This window comes from Streptomyces sp. NPDC004327, from assembly GCF_042873935.1.
GTDB lineage: Bacteria > Actinomycetota > Actinomycetes > Streptomycetales > Streptomycetaceae > Streptomyces.
This window is the reverse complement of the sequence record NZ_JBIAME010000002.1, coordinates 705,304-725,191: the sequence shown is the minus strand read 5'-3', so window position 1 is coordinate 725,191 and position 19,888 is coordinate 705,304. Positions and strand designations below refer to the sequence as shown.

Here is a 19,888-nt window from a genome sequence, read left to right as displayed (position 1 = left end):
GCCGGTCTGAGCGGTGCGGTACGTGGCGGTGTGAGCGCGGGCCGGCCTGAGCAGGCCGGTGCGGTACATGACGGTGTGAGCGGGCGCCCGAGCGAGGCGGTGCCGTACGTGCCGCTGTGAGCGGGGCGGTGTGACGTACGGCTCCGGGAGGGCGGACGGGCCGGCCGGTAGACTCGGCGGCCGTCGTCATGCCTGTACAGGGGGAAGCCGGTGGCAGTCCGGCACTGACCCTTCCCCGCGCCCAGCGCTCCGCGCGGGCCGGGGACACCCCGTGCCGTGAGCCGCCGTCACCGGTGGTGAGCCGGGATGCCCTGTACGGGACATGAGCGCCGGCACCGTCGAGGAACACGGCGCCGGAGGCCGGCTCCTCCTCGGGTGCCGGTGTCCGGTGCCCGCAGGAGAGGGACCCATGATCAGCGTTCGCCGCGCCGCCGCCGCACTCGCGGCCGGTGCCGTGCTCAGCACCACCGCCGCAGGAGTGGCCGCCGCCGCGACCGCGCCGACGCCCTCCCCCGCCCCGGTGAAGATCCCCGCCGGTCTCTACGGCACGGGCGACCCCACCTACGACGGCGTCTGGCGCCAGTCGCTCGCCTTCCTCGCCCAGCGCACCTCCGGCATCCAGCCCGCCGACCAGGCCGTGACCTGGCTGCTGGGCCAGCAGTGCGCCGACGGCGCCTTCGCCTCGTACCGCGCCGAGCCCGCCAAGCCCTGCGACGCGACGACCGTGCTCGACACCAACGCCACCGCGGCCGCCGTCCAGGCGCTCGGGGCCGTGGCCCGCCAGTCCGCCGACCCGGCGAAGACCGCGCAGGCCGCGAAGGACGGCGCCGCCTGGCTGAAGAGCGTGCAGAACAAGGACGGCGGCTGGAGCTACAACCCCGGCGCCCCCAGCGACGCCAACTCCACCTCCCTCGTCATCGGTTCCTTCGCCGCCTCCGGCGTCCGGCCCGCCGAGGTGCGGTCCGCCGCCGGCCGGACCCCGTACGACGCCCTCCTCACCTTCGCGCTGCCCTGCACGGGCGGGACGGTGAAGGACGGCGGCGCGGGAGCCTTCGCCTACCAGCCCGACAAGACCGGCAAGCTCCTCGCCAACGCCGACGCGACGGCCGCCGCCACCCTCGCCGGCCTCGGCAAGGGCATCACCGCGCGCGGCGCCGCCCCCGAGCAGCACCCGGTCTGCACCGACGCCGCCAGGCCGGCGCCCGACCGGGCCGCCCGCAACGGCGCCGCCTGGCTCGCCGCCCAGCTCGGCAAGAACCCGCACCTCTCCACCCCGCCGCTGCCCGGCGCCGCCGAGACCGCCGAGCTGCCCGACTACGGCAACACCGCCGACGCCGTCGTCGCGCTCGCCGCCGCCGGGGCGAAGAAGGAGGCCACCGGCGCCCTCGCCTGGCTGGAGAAGAACTCGGCGCCCTGGGCCAAGACCAACGGGCCCGCCGCGTACGCCCAGCTCGTCTTCGCCGCGCACGCCATGGACACCGACCCGCGCAGCTTCGGCACCACCGACCTGATCGAGCAGCTCAACGCCACCGGCCCGGCCCCCAAGGCCCCCGACAACTCGGAGGCGTCCGCGGGCGCGGACGACGAGGGCGGCTTCGACGTGTGGTGGATCATCGGCATCGGCATGGTCGTCGGCGTCGGCATCGGCTTCCTCCTGAGCGGCCGCAAGAAGTGACCCTTCGTCGCCTCGGCCGCAGGCTCGCGGTGGGCGCGGCCGCCCTCCTGATGTTCGGCGCGGCCGCCGCGCCCGCCGAGGCCGCCGGCTACCGCTACTGGTCCTTCTGGGAGAGCGGGGGCAAGGGCGGCGGCTGGGCCTACGCCACCCAGGGCCCGGCCACCGCCCGGCCCGCCGACGGCGACGCGATCGGCTTCCGCTTCGCGATCAGCCAGGACTCGAACGACGCCTCGAAGCCCTCCGCCGCCCCCGACTTCGCGTCGGTCTGCGCGGGTGTGGAGAAGAAGCCGGGCACCAAGCGGGTCGCGGTCGTCGTCGACTTCGGCGGCCCGGCGGACGCCCCGCCCGGCGAGACCCCGCCGGCGAAGGTGCTCCGGGTCGGCTGCCCGCTGATCCGCGAGGACGCCACGGCGGCGGAGGCGCTGGCGGAGGTCGCCAAGCCGCTGCGGTACGACACGAACGCGCTGCTGTGCGGGATATCGGGCTACCCGGCGCGGGGCTGCGGTGAGCAGGTGGCGTCGCGGGAACCGGCGAAGCCCGCCGGCACCGCCGGTCCCCGGCCCGCCGCGGCCGGCGGCGGCTCCTCGGGCGGTCCGTCCGTCGGGCTCGTCGCGGGCGGGGCCGCCGTGCTGCTGCTCGGCGCCGCCGGCGTCTGGCAGGCCCGCCGCCGCCGGCCGTGATGCTCGCCGCTCCGGAGGCGAACCGTTCCAACGCCCTGCACCCCGGCGCCTGGTGGCTCTGGGCGCTCGGCCTGGCCGTGGCCGCCTCCCGCACCACCAACCCGCTGCTGCTCGGCCTGGTCGTCGGCGTCGCCGGCTATGTCGTGGCGGCCCGCCGTACCGACGCGCCGTGGGCCCGCTCGTACGGCGCCTTCGTCAAGCTGGGGCTGTTCGTCGTGGCCCTGCGGGTCGCCTTCTCGCTGGTCCTCGGCTCGCCGATCCCGGGTTCGACGCTCCTGTTCACGCTGCCCGAGCTGCCGCTGCCCGACTGGGCGCAGGGCATCCGGATCGGCGGCCGGGTCACCGCCGAGCAGGTCGTCTTCGCCGTGTACGACGGCCTGAAGCTGGCCGCCCTGCTCATCTGCGTCGGCGCGGCGAACGCCCTCGCCAACCCAGCGCGGCTGCTCAAGTCGCTGCCGGGCGCGCTGTACGAGGCCGGGGTCGCCGTGGTCGTCGCCCTGACCTTCGCCCCGAACCTCGTCGCCGACGTGCTGCGGCTGCGCACCGCCCGCCGGCTGCGCGGCCGCCCCACGGGCGGCGTCCGGGCCCTCCTCCAGATCGGCCTGCCCGTGCTCGAAGGCGCCCTGGAGCGGTCGGTGGCCGTCGCCGCGTCCATGGACGCGCGCGGCTACGGACGCACGGCCAAGGTCCCGCCCGCCGTCCGGCGCACCACCAACGTGCTCACCCTCGGCGGGCTGCTCGGCGTGTGCGCCGGCTCGTACGGGCTGCTCGCCGCGGAGGGCGCGGGTTACGGGCTGCCGCTGCTCGCCGCCGGGCTCGTCGCGGCCTTCGCGGGCCTGCGGCTCGGCGGACGCCGGGCCGCCCGTACCCGCTACCGGCCCGACCGGTGGGGCCTCCGGGCCTGGCTCGTCGCCGGTTCGGGCATCGCCGTGGCGGTGGCGATGATCCGGGCGGGGTCGGTGGCCCCGGCGGCCCTGCACCCCGGGGTCGTCCCCCTTCAAGCCCCGGAGCTGCCGGTGTGGCCGGCGCTGTCCGTGCTGATCGGTCTGCTGCCCGCGTTCGTGGCCCCCGTACCGAAGGAGTCCTCGCGTTGATCCGCTTCGAGAACGTCTCCGTGACGTACGACGGCGCGGCCGAGCCCACGCTGAAGGACGTGGACCTCGTCGTGCCCGAGGGAGAGCTGGTCCTCCTCGTCGGCCCGTCCGGCGTCGGCAAGTCGACCCTGCTCGGCGCCGTCTGCGGGCTCGTCCCCCACTTCACCGGCGGCACCCTGCGCGGCCGCGTCACGGTCGACGGGCGCGACACCCGGACGCATCCGCCGCGCGAGCTGGCCGACCTCGTCGGCACCGTCGGCCAGGACCCGCTCGCCCACTTCGTCACCGACACCGTCGAGGACGAGCTCGCCTACGGCATGGAGTCCCTCGGCCTCGCCCCCGCCGTCATGCGCCGCCGCGTGGAGGAGACCCTCGACCTGCTCGGCCTCGCGGAACTGCGCGACCGGCCGATCTCCACCCTCTCCGGCGGCCAGCAGCAGCGCGTCGCCATCGGCTCCGTCCTCACCCCGCACCCGAAGGTCCTCGTGCTCGACGAGCCGACGTCGGCGCTCGACCCGTCGGCGGCGGAGGACGTGCTGGCCGTGCTCCAGCGCCTCGTCCACGACCTCGGCACGACGGTGCTCATGGCGGAGCACCGCCTGGAGCGGGTCGTGCAGTACGCGGACCAGGTGCTGCTCCTCCCGGAGGCGGCGATCGGCCCGCCGGCCCAGATCATGGCCGTCTCGCCGGTGCACCCGCCGGTGGTGGCACTGGGCCGCGTGGCGGGCTGGGACCCGCTGCCGCTGACGGTGCGGGATGCGAGGAGGGCGGCGGGTCCGCTGAAGGAACGGCTGGCGGGGCGGACGCCGGGCGCGGGTGCCGGTGCAGCTGCGGATCCGGTTGCGTCTGCGGGTGCGGGTGCGCCTGCGGGTCCGGTTGCGCCTGCGGCGGGTTCTCTCCGCAGCGCGGCGGAAAATCCAGCCCCGCCGGCGTTTGAGGCGCGGGGGTCCGGGGGCGGAGCCCCTGGTTCCGGGAAGGGGCGGGGTGGGGGAATCTCCCTGTTCCGACGGCGCCGCACCGCCCCCGCGCCCGACCCCACCGCCCCCCTCCTCTCCGTCGACCGTCTCGCCGTCCGCCGCGGCCGCGTCGAGGCCCTCCGCCGCGTCGACCTCCACGTCCGCCCCGGCGAGACCGTCGCGCTCATGGGCCGCAACGGCGCCGGCAAGTCGACGCTCCTCGGGACGGTCGTCGGGATGATCGCGCCGACCGGCGGGACCGTACGGGTCGCCGGGCTGGCCCCGCACGCCACCGACCCTCGGGCGCTGATCCGGCAGGTGGGGCTCGTGCCGCAGGAGCCCCGGGACCTGCTGTACGCGGACACCGTCGCCGCCGAGTGCGCGGCGGCCGACCAGGACGCGGGCGCCGCGCCCGGGAGCTGCCGGGCCCTGGTGTCCGAGCTGCTGCCGGGCGTGGCGGACGGGACGCACCCCCGCGACCTGTCCGAGGGCCAGCGCCTCGCGCTCGCGCTCGCCGTCGTGCTGACCGCGCGCCCGCCGCTCCTCCTCCTCGACGAGCCGACCCGTGGCCTGGACTACGCGGCGAAGGCGCGCCTGGTCACCCATCTGCGCTCGCTGGCCGCGCGGGGCCACGCGATCGTGCTGGCCACGCATGACGTGGAGCTGGCGGCGGAGCTGGCGGACCGGGTCGTGGTCGTGGCCGGCGGCGAGGTGGTGGCGGACGGGCCGACGGCCGAGGTGGTGGTGTCGTCGCCGGCGTTCTCGCCGCAGGTGGCGAAGATCCTGGCGCCGCAGCCGTGGCTCACGGTGGAGCAGGTGGAGGAGGCGATGCGCGCATGAACACGCGTCCCATCCGGCTCGGGCCCCGCTCGGTGGCCGCCCTCGTCCTGGTCTCCGTCGTCGGGCTGATCGCCATCGGCTGGCCCCTCTTCGCCGACGCGGGCTCCGCGCTGACGGACCACGCCGCCGACGCGCCGTGGTTCTTCGCGCTGATGCTGCCGCTGCTCATCGCCGTGGTCGTGGCGACGATCGCCGACTGCGGGATGGACGCGAAGGCGGTGGCGATGCTGGGCGTGCTGGCCGCCGTGGGGGCGGCGCTGCGGCCGATCGGGGCGGGGACGGCGGGCCTGGAGCCGATGTTCTTCCTGATGGTGCTGAGCGGCCGGGTGCTCGGCCCGGGCTTCGGCTTCGTGCTGGGCGCGGTGACGATGTTCGCGTCGGCGCTGCTCACGGGCGGGGTGGGGCCGTGGCTGCCGACGCAGATGCTGGCGATGGGCTGGTTCGCGATGGGCGCGGGGCTGCTGCCGGGCGCGGGCCCGGAGGGGCTGCGGGGCCGGGGCGAGCGGCTGGTGCTCGCGGCGTACGGCTTCGTGGCGGCGTTCGCGTACGGCACGGTCACCAATCTGTACGGCTGGGTGACGGTCGGCGGCATGGGGCAGGGGATCTCGTTCCAGCCGGGCGATCCGGTGCGGGAGAACCTGGTGCGCTTCGTGGCGTACGTGGCCGCGACCTCGCTCGGCTGGGACCTGGGCCGGGCGCTGCTGACCGTCGTCCTCACGCTCACCACGGGCGGCGCGCTGCTGAGGGCGCTGCGGCGGGCCACGCGGCGGGCGAACTTCGAGGCCCAGGTCACATTCGAGGCCCCCGTGGGGGCCCTCCGGGGTGAGGCCCCTCATAGGACCCACGTCACGTCCGAACCGGAATAGTAGACCGGGACGAGCCGCCCAAATCCCCCCATACGCGTCTATGACCTGCGCTTATGTCATGGACCGGACGCGCGCGGCGGGGGCACCCCGCACCCCCGGGTCTCCGAACCCTCCTCGTACAGGGGGTCGTTGCCACGGCCCCGCCGGGCTGCTTCTCTGGTGGACGTCGCCAGGCAGCCGGTGTTCGGGACTTCTCGTCCGAGAGCACCACGGCAGGCCGGTTCCCCCCAGTTCCCGGGTCTCCCGGGCCCTGGTTCCGGCATGCCGAAAGCGCCCGGCGCGACCTTTGCCCCCGACGTTAGGTAGACGTTTTGTTCCGCTCGATCGCCACTCGTGTCAACGCCCGCAAGAAGACCTTCGCCGTCTCCGCCGCCGTGCTGGTCGGCACGTCGGCCGCGGTGCTGGGCACGACGGGTACGGCCTCGGCCGCCACGGAGCAGGAGATCGCCCGCAAGATCGTCCCGCCGGCGCAGTTCGCGTCCTTCAGCAAGATCGTCGAGCACGAGTCCGGCTGGAACCACACCGCCACCAACTCGTCCTCGGGCGCCTACGGCCTGGTCCAGGCCCTCCCGGGCTCGAAGATGGCCTCCGCCGGTTCCGACTGGAAGACCAACCCCGCCACGCAGATCAAGTGGGGCCTCGACTACATGAACCAGCGCTACGGCTCCCCGAACGCCGCCTGGGACTTCTGGCAGTCCCACGGCTGGTACTAAGCCGAACAGCTTCACAGCCTGACGCAGCAAGGCCCCGTCCTCCCCAGCGGAGGAACCGGGGCCTGCGGCGTTTCCGCACCCCCGCGCACCGCGCCCGCGCACCGCACCCCCGCGCACCGCGCCCGCGCACCGCGACGGACCGGACGCCCCGGCGGGCTACAGCCGCTGGATGATCGTGCCCGTCGCCAGCGCGCCGCCCGCGCACATCGTGATCAGCGCGAACTCCTTGTCCGTGCGCTCCAGCTCGTGCAGCGCCGTGGTGATGAGCCGGGCCCCGGTGGCGCCGACGGGGTGGCCGAGGGCGATGGCGCCGCCGTTGACGTTGACCTTCTCCAGGTCCTGGTCGAAGACCTGCGCCCAGCTCAGCACCACCGAGGCGAACGCCTCGTTGATCTCGACGAGGTCGATGTCCTTGAGCGACATCCCGGCCTTGCCGAGCACGGCCCGGGTCGCGTCGACGGGTCCGTCGAGGTGGTAGTGCGGGTCGGCGCCGACCAGGGCCTGGGCGACGATCCGGGCGCGCGGCCGCAGCTTGAGGGCGCGGGCCATGCGCTTGGAGGCCCACATGATCGCGCAGGCGCCGTCGGAGATCTGGGAGGCGTTGCCGGCGGTGTGGACGGCGGTGGGCATGACCGGCTTGAGCCGGGCGAGGCCCTCCATGGTGGTGTCGCGCAGCCCCTCGTCGCGGTCGACGAGCCGCCACATGCCCTGCCCGGCGTGCTGCTCCTCCTCGGTGGTCGGCACCTGGACGGCGAAGGTCTCGCGCTTGAAGCGTTCCTCGGACCAGGCGACGGCGGCGCGCTCCTGGGAGAGCAGGCCGAGGGAGTCGACGCGCTCGCGGGTGAGGCCGCGGCGGCGGGCAATGCGCTCGGCGGCCTCGAACTGGTTGGGCAGGTCGACGTTCCACTCGTCCGGGAAGGGCTTGCCGGGCCCGTGCTTGGAGCCGGAGCCGAGCGGGACCCGGGACATGGCCTCGACGCCGCAGGAGATGCCGATGTCGATGACGCCGGCCGCGACCATGTTGGCGACCATGTGACTGGCCTGCTGCGAGGAGCCGCACTGGCAGTCGACGGTGGTGGCGGCGGTCTCGTAGGGCAGGCCCATGGCGAGCCAGGCGGTGCGGGCGGGGTTCATGGACTGTTCGCCGGCGTGCGTGACCGTGCCGCCGACGATCTGCTCGACGCAGTCGGCGTGGATGCCGGTGCGGCCGAGGAGCTCGCGGTAGGTCTCGCCGAGGAGATAGGCGGGGTGGAGGTTGGCGAGCGCGCCTCCGCGCTTGCCGATGGGGGTGCGTACGGCTTCGACGATGACGGGTTCCGCGGCCATGAGCTCGTCCTCTCCTCGCCCGGGCGGGTGTCCCGGCACCCTCGCCGGTCGACGGGTCACGTGGAACGGGTGCTGAACTGACGAGAACTAGTACGTGTTCTAGTTCCGAATGCAGTCTTATGACTGCTACCGCCGGTACGCAAGGGTCCGGGACGCAACAGTTCCCGCCGCGCGCCTTGCCACTTGTAGAACTCGTTACTACCTTTCCGGCAACCCAACTTCTGATGGACCATCAGATTTCCGGTATCTGGAGTGTGTTGCCGATGCGCTGCCCCCACCTCGCCGCCGGGGTCTCCGAAGGGTTCGACGCCACCGACCCCGACCTCCTCCAATCCCGCGTCCCCCACCCGGAGTTCGCGAAGCTGCGGCAGACCGCCCCCGTCTGGTGGTGCGCCCAGCCCCCCGGCGTCACCGGCTTCGCCGACGAGGGCTACTGGGCCGTGACCCGCCACGCCGACGTCAAGTACGTGTCCACGCACCCGGAGTTGTTCTCCTCCCAGGAGAACACCGCCGTCATCCGCTTCAACGAGCACATCACCCGGGACCAGATCGAGGTCCAGAAGCTGATCATGCTCAACATGGACCCGCCCGAGCACAGCCGGGTCCGCCAGATCGTCCAGCGCGGCTTCACCCCGCGCGCCGTCCGCAGCCTGGAGACCGCCCTGCGCGACCGCGCCCGCGCCATCGTCACCGAGGCGCGGGCCGCCGCGGGAAGCGACGGCGCCTTCGACTTCGTCACCCGCGTCGCCGTCGAACTGCCGCTCCAGGCCATCGCCGAACTCATCGGCGTGCCGCAGGAGGACCGGGCCCGGATCTTCGACTGGTCGAACAAGATGGTCGCGTACGACGACCCCGAGTACGCCATCACCGAGGAGATCGGCGCCGAGGCCGCCATGGAGCTCATCGGCTACTCCATGAACCTCGCCGCCGCCCGCAAGCAGTGCCCGGCCAAGGACATCGTGTCCCAGCTCGTCGCCGCCGAGGGCCAGGGCAACCTCTCCTCCGACGAGTTCGGCTTCTTCGTGCTGCTGCTCGCCGTCGCCGGCAACGAGACCACCCGCAACGCCATCAGCCACGGCATGCACGCCTTCCTCACCCACCCCGAGCAGTGGGAGCTCTACAAGCGGGAGCGGCCCGCCACCACCGCCGAGGAGATCGTCCGCTGGGCCACCCCGGTCGTCTCCTTCCAGCGCACCGCCACCCAGGACACCGAACTCGGCGGCCAGAAGATCCGCCGCGGCGACCGCGTCGGCCTCTTCTACTCCTCCGCCAACAACGACCCGGAGGTCTTCGAGAACCCCGAGACCTTCGACATCACCCGCGACCCCAACCCGCACCTCGGCTTCGGCGGCGGCGGACCGCACTTCTGCCTCGGCAAGTCCCTCGCCGTCAAGGAGATCGAGCTGATCTTCGAGGCACTCGCCGACGAACTGCCCGACCTGACACTCGCGGGCGAGCCGCGCCGGCTGCGGGCGGCCTGGCTGAACGGGATCAAGGAGCTGCAGGTCAGGGTGGGGTGACGGGACGGGGTGGGGTGACCGGACGGGATGGGGTGACCGGACGGGATGGGACCCGTGGGCGGGATGAGCTGACCGAACGGGGCCGCCCACCCGATCGGGATGGGGCGCGCGGGCGGAACCGGGAGGTCCGTTCGCGCGTCCGAGCAGGCATGCGGGGGACACGGAGAAACCTGACGGCGCGCGTTCTGGCCGTACTCGTCGCACTGCTCACGCTCCAGCTCGGCTCGCTCGTCGCGCCGGCGTACGCGTGCGGCTGCGGCGCCATGGTCACCAACAGGATGGCGCGGCTCGGCGTCGACCGGGAGACCTCGGTCGTGCGCTGGGACGAGCGCGCGCGAGCCGAGGAGATCGTCATGCGCTTCACCGTGCACGGCGACGCCGAACAGGCCGCCTGGATCATGCCCGTGCCGCACCGTGCCGACGTCGCCCTCGGCGACCCCGACCTCTTCACCGAACTCGACGGGCTCACCGCGCCCGAGCACCGCGACCGCGAGTACTTCTGGCCGCGCGGCTCCGACTGGCCCTTCACCACGGGCGACGGCGACGCCCTGGTGGGCGCCGCCCCGCCGGGCGCCCGCGGCCCGGGCGTCGGCGTCCTCGGCCGCGAACGGCTCGGCCCCTTCGACGTCGCCCGGCTCACCGCCACCGACCCGGACGCGCTCGGCGACTGGCTGCACCGCAACGGCTTCGAGCTCTCCGACCGGCTCTCCGGCGAACTCCGGCCGTACGTCGAGCGGAAGTGGGAGTACGTGGCCGTGCGCCTCGCCCCCGAGCAGGCCGGCCAGAAGCTCTACGGCGCGCTCGACCCGATCCGGATCCGCTTCGCCAACGACCGCCCCGTCTACCCGATGCGGCTCTCCCGGCTCGCGAAGACCCCGCAGTCGCTCGGCCTGTACGTGCTCGCCGGCCACCGCATGGAACCGCGCGACGCCATCGGCGGCAACCGGCCCGAGGTCCTCTTCGCGGGCGCCGTCACCCCGACCAAGGGCGGCGAACTGGCCCGACTCGCCGGCCCGGGACCGGTGTTCCTCACCGCGGTCGACCAGTCCTTCCCGGAACCGGCCCGCATCGACGGCGACCACGAACTGGTCCGCGCCGCCGCCGACACCCCGTACCGCGTGGTCATCTGGCACGACCGGCTGTGGACGGTCGCCGGCGGCGTCCCGGTGTGGCTGCTCACCGTGGGCGGCGGACTCGTGCTGCTCACGGCCGGCGCGCTCACGGCGGCCCGGGTACGGACCCGGGCGCGGGCACGGACGGGACGGCCCGGTCCGGGCACACCCGCGGCCGTGTGAGCACCGGGGCCGGGACTGGGGGCCGGGGAGCGGGGCCGGGCACGCGTACGGGGCCGGGGGCCGGAGGTACGTACGGCCACGTGAGGCTGGGGTACGTACGCCCACGTGAGGCCGGGGCGACGTTCGGCCACGTGAGGCCGGGGCCGGGGGCCGGGTTACGTACGACCACGTGAGACCGGGCTACGTACGCCCGCGTGGGGCCGGGGCGACGTTCGGCCACATGCCCACCGGGTCCGGTCGGCGCGGCCCCCGCCGGGTGTACGTTCGGCCGCATGAGCAACGACCACGCGCGCTGGACCGCAGTCGACCGCTACCTCACCGATCTGCTCGCCCCCGCCGACGAGGCCCTGACCGCCGCCCTCGCCGACTCCACCGCCGCCGGCCTCCCCGAGATCGCCGTCGCCCCCAACCAGGGCAAGCTGCTCCACCTCCTGGTCGCCGCGCAGGGCGCCAGGAACGTCCTGGAGATCGGCACCCTCGGCGGCTACAGCACCATCTGGCTGGCCCGCGCCCTGCCCGCCGACGGCCGCCTCGTCACCCTCGAGTACTCCCCCGTCCACGCCGACGTGGCCCGCGCCAACCTCGCCCGCGCCGGCCTCGACAAGATCGTCGAGGTGCGCACGGGCGCCGCCCTCGACACCCTCCCGCTCCTCGAACAGGAGGGCGCCGGCCCCTTCGACTTCGTCTTCGTCGACGCCGACAAGGTCAACAACCCGCACTACGTCACCTGGGCCCTCAAGCTCTCCCGCCCGGGCACCCTCCTCGTCGTCGACAACGTGGTCCGCGAGGGCCGCGTCGCCACCCCGGACCCGGACGACCCGGCGGTCACCGCGACCCGCGAGATGTTCGAACTGATCGCCCGCGAGCCGAGGTTGGACGCCACCGCGTTCCAGACCGTGGGCACGAAGGGCTACGACGGCATGCTCGTGGCCCGCGTCGTCGGATAGGGCCCGCGACCCGCGGCCTATGCTTCCCGCATGAGCATCGTGAAGATCAACGCCCTGACCGTCCCGGCCGAGCAGCGCGAGGTCCTGGAGCAGCGCTTCGCCTCCCGCGCCGGGGCCGTCGAGGGCTCGGACGGCTTCGAGTGGTTCGAGCTGCTGCGCCCCCTGGAGGGCACCGACCAGTACCTCGTGTACACGCGCTGGCGCAGCGAGGAGGACTTCCAGAACTGGATGAGCGGCTCCATGAAGGAGGCTCACCAGGGCGGCGGCGAGGGCGCCGGCGAGCGGCCGAAGCCCGCCGCGACCGGCTCCACGCTGTGGTCGTTCGAGGTCGTGCAGCAGGCGTCGCCGAAGAACTGAGCTGCGCGACCGGGTCATGCGCGCCGAGAATGGCGCGCATGACCTGGATCATCACTCCCGAGCGCTTCGACACCCCGGACGCCACCGCCCTGCGCCGCGACTACTACGGCGATGTCGCGGGCCGCTACTTCGGCCGGGTCCTGCGCGAGGACGAGTACGACGACGACATGATCGACGACGGGCTCGACCTGCTCGCCCCGCCGACCGGCGCCTTCCTCGTCGGCCGGCGCGACGGCGAGCCGGCGGCCTGCGGCGGGATCGTGCTGCTCGACGCCGAACGGGCGGAGCTGACACGGGTCTTCATCCGCCCGGCGTTCCGCGGCACGGGCGGGGCCGACCTGCTCATTCGCGGCCTGGAGGACGCGGCGCGCGAGCTCGGCGCCAAGCGGACGGTGCTGAACACGCGTCTGGACCTGGTGGAGGCACGGGCGCTGTACACGCGCAACGGGTACGAGGAGATCCCGGCGTACTGCACGGGTCCGTACATGGAGATCTGGTACGGCAAGGAGCTCTGACCGCCCCGGTGTCACCCGGTCGCCCGGCCACCCTGTCACCCACTCCGCCCCGGTATCACCCGTTATAAAGCACTCCGGGGCACAGGCGTTCACCTCACCGTGTCGGGCGGGCTGCATAATCGCTCGCAGTTGACTGGGGAGGGGCTCCAACGATGTCCGGAAACGCATGTCCTGAGTGCGGTGCGCACAGACCCGGCTGCGCCTGCGAACGCACGCAGGCGCAGGCCGCCGCACTGGCCGCGGCCGAGGACTTCGATCCACTGCGCATCCGGCCGTACGTGTCACTGGGCGCACCGGACGACGACACGGCGCTGATGACGCCGGTGCCTCCGCTGCCGCCGGCCGGACCGCTGCCGCCGGAGATGCCGCCGGGCGCCGTCACCGAGCTGCCGACGCAGCCGCCGGTGCAGGTGCGCGCGGAGGCGGTGCATCCGACCGGGGGGTACGGGACCGCGCCCGCGAGCGCGTACGCGGACGGGTACGGGACCGGGTACGGGCAGGGGTACGAGACCGGGCCGGCGGTTGCCGGGTACGAGACCGGGTCGGCGGCGAACCCGTACGCGCCCGGGCACGCGCCCGTCCCCGAGAGCGCGTACGCCCCCGAGAGCGCGTACGCCCCCGAGAGCGCCTACGCGCCCCAAAGCGCTCACGCACCCCAGAACGCTCACGCCCCCGAGAACGCCTACCAACCCGAGGGCACCTACCCGCCCGAGCCCCAGGGCGCGTACGAGAGCGCCGGCGCCTACGAGCCCGCGCACACCCTCGCGTACGCCCCCGACGGCCACGGGGAGAAGGGCCGCGGCCCGGGCCGGGCGGCCCTGGTCGCGGGCGTGGTCGCGGCGGCGGTCGTCGGCACCGCGGTCCTCGCGACCGTGCTGATCGGCGGCGACGACCAGACCGAGGACCGGGCCGACGTCCCGACGGTCACCACGAGCGCGTCCCTGAACCTCGCCGTGTCCGAGGCGCCGACCACCACTCCCTCCTCCTCGGCGTCCACCTCCGCGTCCCCGACCGCGAGCCGGACCCCGGCCTCCGCCTCGCCGTCGCCGAAGGCCACCCGCACGGCCACCACCCGGGCCCCTGTCGCCCCGACCGCGCCGGCCTCGCCGACGGCCACGGCGCCGGCGAGCGGGACCGCGCCGGCCGAGACCGGGGCACCGGACGCCGAGACGCTGCGCCAGGGGGACTCCGGGCCGGCGGTGGAGGACCTGCAGTGGCGGCTGAACCAGATCGGGCTCTACAGCGGCTCGATGGACGGGCGGTACGGCAAGCGGGTCCGGCACGGCGTGGAGGTCTTCCAGTCGTACATGGACATCACCGAGGACCCGAGCGGCGTGTACGGGCCGACCACGCGGCGCGAGCTGGAACGGATGACGAGCAGCCAGGGGAACGACCAGTAGACCCGGCCCGGACCGGCCCCTGACCCCGGCCGCGGCGGAGGGGCGGGGTCCGCGATGCGGACGGGGGTGGCGGGTTCGGCCCCGCGTTTTGTATCGTTGAGAAACAAAGTGGCCCCGCTCGCACTCCCTGACCGGCGGGCGGGACCGCTTCGTACCCTTTCGTGCCCCTGCGCGCTCCTTCGCACCCCCCGCGCGCGGCCCCGCACCGCCCCATCTCCGACACCCCTCCTGGAGATCCGCATGACCGCCACCACCCCGGCGTCGCTCACCGTCCGCGCCCTCCTCCTCGACATGGACGGCACGCTCGTCAACTCCGACGCGGTCGTGGAGCGCTGCTGGCGCCGCTGGGCCGAGCGGCACGGACTCGACCCGGACGAGGCCATGAAGGTGGTGCACGGGCGCCAGGGGTACGCCACGATGGCCGCGCTGCTGCCGGAGCGGCCCATGGAGCAGAACTACGCCGACAACCGGGTCATGCTCGCCGAGGAGACCGCCGACCTCGACGGCGTCGTCCCGGTCCCCGGCGCCCCGGCCTTCCTGGCCGCGCTCGACCCGTTCCCGCACGCCCTGGTGACCTCTGCCGACCGGACCCTGTCCACGGCCCGGATGGGCGCGGCCGGGCTGCCGATGCCCACGATCCGCGTCACCGCCGAGGACGTCAGCGCCAGCAAGCCGGACCCGGAAGGCTTCCTGAAGGGCGCCGCCGAGCTGGGCTTCGCGCCCGCGGACTGCGTCGTCTTCGAGGACTCCGAGGCCGGCATCCAGGCCGGCCGCGCCGCCGGCATGCGGGTGGTCGGCGTGGGCCCGCGCGCCGCCGCGTTCGCTCCGGACGTGCACGTGCGGGACCTGGCGGACATCCGGATCGAGGCCGCGGAGGACGGCTCGGTCACACTCGTCTTCGCGGACGCGTAACCCGGATACGTAACCCGGACGCGTATCCCGGGCAAGCAACCCGGCCCCGGACGCGCAGCCCGGGCGCACTGCCCCGAGGGGAGCCCGTACGGAGCCCCCTGAGCCCCTCTTAAGGGCCCCGCCGTCAGGGGTCCCGACGTCAGGGTCGGGGGTCCCGCCGTCGGGACTTCCCCCGTCAGGGCTCCCCGTGCCGGACCAGGCGTCCGCGCGCCACCAGTTCCAGCGTCACGGCGACCGCGACCGCCTGGACGAGCAGCAGCGCGACCAGGACGAAGAGCTGCACGGCGCCCGCCTGGAGCGGTGAGGCGCCGCCGAGGAGCATGCCGACGAAGGCGCCCGGGAGGGTGACGAGCCCCACGGTGCGGGTCTGGTCCATGCCGGGCAGGAGGGCGTCGGAGGCGGCCGTGCGGGCGACCTCCAGGCGGGCGTCGCGGTCCGGCAAACCGAGCGCCAGGCCCGCCTCCACCTCGCCCCTGCGCTTGGTCAGCTCGTCGAGCGCGCGGCGCCCGCCGAGCACGGTGGCGGTGAGCGCGCCGCCGATGAGGATGCCGGTGACCGGGATGAGCGTGACGCCCCGGAACGGCACGAGGCCGGTGAGCAGCAGCGCCGCGACGACCGGGACCACGCCCGCCGCGATCGGCACGGCGGCCCACACCCAGGCCCGGCCGGGCGCCGGGACCACGCGCCGCCCGGCGGTGCGGACGGCGACCCCGTACATCAGCAGCAGGAAACCGAGCAGCAGCGGCAGCGAGCGGACCACCGCGCCGATCACCAGCGAGACGACGACGAGCTGGACGGCGGCGCGGGCACCGGCCGCGAGCGTGTCGCGGGCGCGGCCGAGCCGGGCGAGCGCGACGACCCCGGCGGCGAGCGCGAGGAAGACGGCGACGACGACCCCGAAGGTCACATTCACGTCCAGAAGCACGCGCCAACCCTAGGCGCGCCGACTCCGGGCGCCGCCGTCCGACGCCACTCGCCCCCGCAGACGCCCCCGGCGCACGAAGACCACCACCAACTGGTCATATCGCCACACGAACTGTCATCCCGTCACACCTTCATCACACCTCCGCACCGGACAACCCTTGATGTGACGTGCACATGTCGCCACGCTGTCACCTGGCGCATCCCCAAAGGAAACGTCGCGCCCCCACGATGACCGGGCCGACCACCCGGCACCGGCCCCCACACCAAGGGAGTTCGCATGTCCGCCGCCAGTGTCTACGCGCGTCGAATAGCCACCCTCGCCGCCTCCGCCGCCCTGACCGTCGCGGGTCTCCTCGCCACCGCCCCGGCCGCGCAGGCGTCCCCGCCCACCCCGGTCAGCGCCGCCACCGCCCGCACCTACCTGGCCGCCCTGACGGTGCAGCCGGCCGGCTCCACCACCGGCTACAGCCGCACCCTCTTCCCGCACTGGATCACCCAGTCCGGCACCTGCAACACCCGCGAGGTCGTGCTCAAGCGCGACGGCGTCAACGTCACCACGGACTCCAGCTGCGCGGCCACGAGCGGCAGCTGGTACTCCGAGTACGACGGCGCGACCTGGTCCCTCGCCTCCGACGTCGACATCGACCACGTCGTCCCGCTGGCCGAGGCGTGGCGCTCGGGCGCCAACTCCTGGACCACCGCCCAGCGGCAGGACTTCGCCAACGACCTGACCCGCCCGCAGCTCATCGCGGTCACCGACAACGTCAACCAGGCCAAGGGCGACAAGGACCCGGCGCAGTGGCTGCCGCCGCGCACGGCGTACCACTGCACGTACGCCCGCATGTGGGTGCAGGTGAAGTACTCCTACGACCTCACCGTCGACTCGGCGGAGAAGAGCGCCCTGCAATCGATCCTCAACGGCTGCTGAACCGGGGCGTGGGCGACACGCCGTCCGAATGTTGAACTTGCAAGCAATAGTGAGGGCTGCCTAACCTAAGGTCTCAATCGGTTCACCGTCCCCCCACGGCCGAAGGAGTCCTCCCCTCATGCATGCGCTTGCCAGCCGTCTGAACCAGGCCCAGCCCTACGCGCTCGGACTGTTCCGGGTCGTCGTCGGCCTGCTCTTCGCCTGCCACGGCGCCGCCTCGCTCTTCGGAGTGCTCGGCGGCGCCATGGGCGGCGGCACCGTGCCGGCCGGCAGCTGGCCGGGCTGGTACGCGGCCGTCATCCAACTGGTCGCCGGCGTCCTGGTCCTGGTGGGCCTGGGCACCCGCGCGGCCGCGTTCATAGCCTCCGGCTCGATGGCGTACGCGTACTTCTCGGTCCACCAGCCCGGCGGCCTCTTCCCGCTGCAGAACGGCGGCGACGGCGCGGCCCTGTTCTGCTGGGCGTTCCTGCTCCTCGTCTTCACCGGCCCGGGCGCGTTCGCGCTCGACGCCCTCTTCGCCGGGCAGCGGGCCGAGCAGCGACAGGAGAAGGGCGAGGCGGCGGTCGCCGCGTAACGGACCGGCCCCCACGGCGGTTTCCGGCCCCGGCCGGCGGCCTGGAACCGCCGCCCGCGTAGGCTCTGGCGCTGTGAACGTGCTCGACGGCACGGGGTGGTCACTGCAGGAGCTGACCGCGGGCCCGTGGATCTACGCGGCGGTGACGACGTCGATCCTGCTCGACGTCTTCCTGCCGGTGCTGCCGAGCGGAATCCTCGTCGTCACGGCCGCCACGGCGGCCGCCGGCACCTCCGCCACGGCGAAGGCGGGCGCGGTGGCCGTCCCGTACGCCCCCTCCCTCCTCCCGCTGCTGCTCTGCGCGGCCACGGCCTCGGTGCTCGGCGACCTCGCCGCCTACCGCCTGGCCCGGCGCGGCGGGTCCCGCTTCGGCCGGGCCGTCGCCCGCTCGCGCCGCCTGACCGCGGCGCAGGAACGTCTCGGCGAGACGCTCGCGCGGGGCGGCGGCCTGCTGGTCGTCCTCGCCCGCTTCGCCCCCGCGGGCCGCTCCGTCGTCTCCCTCGGCGCGGGCGCGACCGGCCGCCGGCCGCGCGACTTCCTGCCCTGGTCGGCCCTGGCGGCGGTGATCTGGGCGACCTACGGCGTGGGCCTCGGCTGGCTCGGCGGCCGCTGGCTGGGCGCGACCTGGCTCGGCGCCTGCGTACCGGTCCTGGCGCTGTTCCTGGCCGGGACGCTCGCGGCCTTCGTCATACGGCGTCCGGCTGAGGCTCCGGCACCTGCTGCCTGACCGGGTGCCCTCCTCTGATCTGCAGCCCGGCCAGGAGCCGGGCGGTGGCCTGCGCCATCTCGTCGACGGCGCGGTCGAACACCTCGCGGTTGTGGGCGGCGGGCGCGCGGAAGCCGGAGACCTTGCGGACGTACTGCAGCGCGGCGGCGCGGATGTCGTCCTCGGTGGCCTCGTGGGGCAGCGCGGGCGGGCGGAGGGTCTTGATGCTTCGGCACATGCCTCCAGTGTGGCGCGCGCCACTGACAACGCCAGGCCGGCCCGGATTCCCGGGCCTCAGCAGCCCCAGGCGCGCCGGCTGCGGGCGTTGATCTCGGCGGCGCGGGCCCGCAGCTCCCGCAGGGGCGTGGCGGGCTGGACGTCGGCGGGCTCGGCCTCCCAGGCGTGGCCGCCGTGGACGGGCCGGATCAGGAAGCGGCCGGCGACGGTGCCGACGTAGAAGCCGACCTCACCGGTGGCACCGTCCCGGACGAGGTCACCGACCTCGGGCACTGGCTGCATGCGTCCCTCCCGTCCAACCGTCCGTCCATCCGCCGGCCCAACCGTCCGCCTTTCCGTCCGGTCCAACCGTCCGCCTATCGGTCGGTCCGCCCTTCCTTCGACGACGGCGGAGATCGGATGGACACCCCCAGAGAATCGCCGAGACCCTCCTCTGTCAACGCATCTCTAGAGATGTCCCCCGAAGGATGGATCGGCGGCGCGGGCCCGCGCACCGCTGTGCACCGGCGCCGAGAACAGGGCCTTAGGGTGTCCCGCAGACGGAAGGGAGTGGTCCACCCATGACTGACCAGACCGACCAGGACGCCGGTCGTCGGCCCAAGTACCAGCGCATCGCCGACGAGTTGAGGACAGCGATCCAGTCGGGCACCTTCGCGCCGGGCGACCGCCTCCCCGGCGAGAACGACCTCATGTCCACGTACGACGTGGCACGGATGACCGCCCGTCAGGCCCTGTCCGTCCTGCGCAACGAAGGCCTGGCCGAGGCCCGCAAGGGCGCCGGGGTCTTCGTCCGCGCGTTCCTCCCGGTGCGCCGCCGGGGCATCCCGCGGCTGGCCGGCGACCACTGGGGCAGCGGCCGTTCGGTGTGGTCGGCCGACATCGAGGACCGCGCGCTCGTCGTCGACCAGATCGAGGTGACGCCGGCCGCTCCGGCGGGCGCGCGGGTGGCCCGGGTGCTCGGCCTGGACTCCGCCGACGCCCCGGTCTGCGTGCGCAGCCGCCGCTTCGTGCTCGACGACCGGCCGGTGCTGCTCTCGGTCTCGTACCTGCCGGCCGCCCTCGCCGCGGGCACCTCGATCACCGAACCGGACACCGGCCCCGGCGGCACCTACGCCCGCCTGACCGAACTGGGCCACCGGCCGGCGCACTTCCGGGAGGAGATCCGCTGCCGGATGCCGAGCTCGGACGAATCGGCGCGGCTGGCCCTGGAGTTCGGCACGCCGGTGATCCTGATCGGCCGAACGGCGGTGACGGAGGCGGGAGTCGCGGTGGAACTCAACGAGATGACGCTGGACGCGTCGTCGTACGTCCTGGAGTACGACTTCGACGCATAACGGCCAGTGGCCGATTCCCTTCCTTCACGGAGAAGTTGTGAAGACTGTGCGTACTCTGTGAATGCGCCGGGATGGTTGAACGGGGGACA

Annotated in this window: 21 protein-coding genes; 17 read left to right on the top strand and 4 right to left on the bottom strand. The window is 74.1% G+C overall.

Annotated features, from left to right (window positions below; translation table 11 throughout):
* The first annotated feature begins 412 nt into the window (after window positions 1-412).
* The 6 genes from ACFYU9_RS09385 (at window position 413) to ACFYU9_RS09360 (ending at window position 6,824) form a co-directional block, all read left to right on the top strand.
* Window positions 413-1,675, top strand: a complete 1,263-nt coding sequence (locus ACFYU9_RS09385) for a prenyltransferase/squalene oxidase repeat-containing protein (RefSeq protein ID WP_389344154.1) — start codon at window positions 413-415, stop codon at window positions 1,673-1,675.
* Between the two features lie 50 nt (window positions 1,676-1,725).
* A complete protein-coding gene (locus ACFYU9_RS09380) occupies window positions 1,726-2,355 on the top strand; it encodes an SCO2322 family protein (RefSeq protein ID WP_389344152.1) in 630 nt (209 codons plus the stop codon).
* On the top strand, window positions 2,355-3,449 hold the full coding sequence (locus tag ACFYU9_RS09375; protein WP_389343921.1) for a CbiQ family ECF transporter T component: 1,095 nt from the start codon (window positions 2,355-2,357) through the stop codon (window positions 3,447-3,449). The genes ACFYU9_RS09380 and ACFYU9_RS09375 overlap by 1 nt, the downstream gene beginning before the upstream one ends.
* The gene (locus ACFYU9_RS09370; protein WP_389343918.1) at window positions 3,446-5,245 is read left to right on the top strand and encodes an ABC transporter ATP-binding protein; all 1,800 of its coding nucleotides are present in this window, start codon (window positions 3,446-3,448) and stop codon (window positions 5,243-5,245) included. Before ACFYU9_RS09375 ends, ACFYU9_RS09370 begins: the two co-directional genes overlap by 4 nt.
* Window positions 5,242-6,111: an ECF transporter S component gene (locus ACFYU9_RS09365; protein WP_389343915.1), complete on the top strand. Its 870-nt coding sequence runs from the start codon at window positions 5,242-5,244 to the stop codon at window positions 6,109-6,111. The genes ACFYU9_RS09370 and ACFYU9_RS09365 overlap by 4 nt, the downstream gene beginning before the upstream one ends.
* Window positions 6,112-6,422: 311 nt before the next feature.
* Complete coding sequence (locus tag ACFYU9_RS09360; protein ID WP_389205697.1) at window positions 6,423-6,824, top strand: transglycosylase SLT domain-containing protein; 402 nt, start codon at window positions 6,423-6,425, stop codon at window positions 6,822-6,824.
* 156 nt (window positions 6,825-6,980) lie between these two features.
* On the opposite strand, the gene ACFYU9_RS09355 is transcribed toward ACFYU9_RS09360, so the two are convergent.
* Window positions 6,981-8,150 carry a steroid 3-ketoacyl-CoA thiolase gene (locus ACFYU9_RS09355; RefSeq protein ID WP_389205699.1) on the bottom strand — a complete coding sequence of 390 codons (1,170 nt, stop codon included), beginning with the start codon at window positions 8,148-8,150 and terminating at the stop codon, window positions 6,981-6,983.
* A 263-nt stretch (window positions 8,151-8,413) separates the two neighbouring features.
* On the opposite strand from ACFYU9_RS09355, the gene ACFYU9_RS09350 reads away from it, so the two are divergent.
* The 7 genes from ACFYU9_RS09350 to ACFYU9_RS09320 all read left to right on the top strand — a co-directional run bounded on the left by ACFYU9_RS09350 (window position 8,414) and on the right by ACFYU9_RS09320 (window position 15,096).
* Window positions 8,414-9,670 carry a cytochrome P450 gene (locus tag ACFYU9_RS09350; RefSeq protein ID WP_389205701.1) on the top strand — a complete coding sequence of 419 codons (1,257 nt, stop codon included), beginning with the start codon at window positions 8,414-8,416 and terminating at the stop codon, window positions 9,668-9,670.
* A 149-nt stretch (window positions 9,671-9,819) separates the two neighbouring features.
* Entirely contained in the window at window positions 9,820-10,965 is a 1,146-nt protein-coding gene (locus tag ACFYU9_RS09345) for a DUF2330 domain-containing protein (protein ID WP_389343913.1), read from the top strand.
* 272 nt (window positions 10,966-11,237) lie between these two features.
* Window positions 11,238-11,912: an O-methyltransferase gene (locus ACFYU9_RS09340; protein WP_389205705.1), complete on the top strand. Its 675-nt coding sequence runs from the start codon at window positions 11,238-11,240 to the stop codon at window positions 11,910-11,912.
* Between the two features lie 30 nt (window positions 11,913-11,942).
* Complete coding sequence (locus ACFYU9_RS09335; protein WP_389205707.1) at window positions 11,943-12,269, top strand: antibiotic biosynthesis monooxygenase family protein; 327 nt, start codon at window positions 11,943-11,945, stop codon at window positions 12,267-12,269.
* 29 nt (window positions 12,270-12,298) lie between these two features.
* A complete protein-coding gene (locus ACFYU9_RS09330) occupies window positions 12,299-12,784 on the top strand; it encodes a GNAT family N-acetyltransferase (protein ID WP_389343911.1) in 486 nt (161 codons plus the stop codon).
* Window positions 12,785-12,936: 152 nt separating this feature from the next.
* Entirely contained in the window at window positions 12,937-14,184 is a 1,248-nt protein-coding gene (locus tag ACFYU9_RS09325) for a peptidoglycan-binding protein (protein WP_389343909.1), read from the top strand.
* Window positions 14,185-14,424: 240 nt separating this feature from the next.
* Complete coding sequence (locus ACFYU9_RS09320) at window positions 14,425-15,096, top strand: HAD family hydrolase (RefSeq protein ID WP_389205713.1); 672 nt, start codon at window positions 14,425-14,427, stop codon at window positions 15,094-15,096.
* A gap of 175 nt (window positions 15,097-15,271) precedes the next feature.
* Here ACFYU9_RS09320 and ACFYU9_RS09315 read toward each other — a convergent pair whose 3' ends face one another.
* Window positions 15,272-16,021, bottom strand: a complete 750-nt coding sequence (locus ACFYU9_RS09315) for an ABC transporter permease (protein ID WP_389205715.1) — start codon at window positions 16,019-16,021, stop codon at window positions 15,272-15,274.
* Between the two features lie 276 nt (window positions 16,022-16,297).
* Here ACFYU9_RS09315 and ACFYU9_RS09310 point away from each other — a divergent pair, with 276 nt between their 5' ends.
* The 3 genes from ACFYU9_RS09310 (at window position 16,298) to ACFYU9_RS09300 (ending at window position 18,249) form a co-directional block, all read left to right on the top strand.
* Window positions 16,298-16,948, top strand: a complete 651-nt coding sequence (locus ACFYU9_RS09310) for an HNH endonuclease family protein (protein WP_389343906.1) — start codon at window positions 16,298-16,300, stop codon at window positions 16,946-16,948.
* Between the two features lie 118 nt (window positions 16,949-17,066).
* Window positions 17,067-17,522 (top strand): DoxX family protein, encoded by a 456-nt coding sequence (locus ACFYU9_RS09305; RefSeq protein ID WP_389343903.1) that lies wholly within the window; start codon window positions 17,067-17,069, stop codon window positions 17,520-17,522.
* Window positions 17,523-17,595: 73 nt separating this feature from the next.
* A complete protein-coding gene (locus tag ACFYU9_RS09300) occupies window positions 17,596-18,249 on the top strand; it encodes a DedA family protein (RefSeq protein ID WP_389343900.1) in 654 nt (217 codons plus the stop codon).
* On the opposite strand, the gene ACFYU9_RS09295 is transcribed toward ACFYU9_RS09300, so the two are convergent.
* Both ACFYU9_RS09295 and ACFYU9_RS09290 read right to left on the bottom strand, forming a co-directional pair.
* Complete coding sequence (locus ACFYU9_RS09295; protein WP_389205723.1) at window positions 18,209-18,466, bottom strand: DUF2277 domain-containing protein; 258 nt, start codon at window positions 18,464-18,466, stop codon at window positions 18,209-18,211. The two genes, ACFYU9_RS09300 and ACFYU9_RS09295, sit on opposite strands and share 41 nt — an antisense overlap.
* A gap of 56 nt (window positions 18,467-18,522) precedes the next feature.
* Window positions 18,523-18,747 (bottom strand): hypothetical protein, encoded by a 225-nt coding sequence (locus ACFYU9_RS09290; RefSeq protein ID WP_389205725.1) that lies wholly within the window; start codon window positions 18,745-18,747, stop codon window positions 18,523-18,525.
* A 278-nt stretch (window positions 18,748-19,025) separates the two neighbouring features.
* On the opposite strand from ACFYU9_RS09290, the gene ACFYU9_RS09285 reads away from it, so the two are divergent.
* The gene (locus ACFYU9_RS09285) at window positions 19,026-19,799 is read left to right on the top strand and encodes a GntR family transcriptional regulator (protein WP_389343897.1); all 774 of its coding nucleotides are present in this window, start codon (window positions 19,026-19,028) and stop codon (window positions 19,797-19,799) included.
* Window positions 19,800-19,888 lie beyond the last annotated feature (89 nt).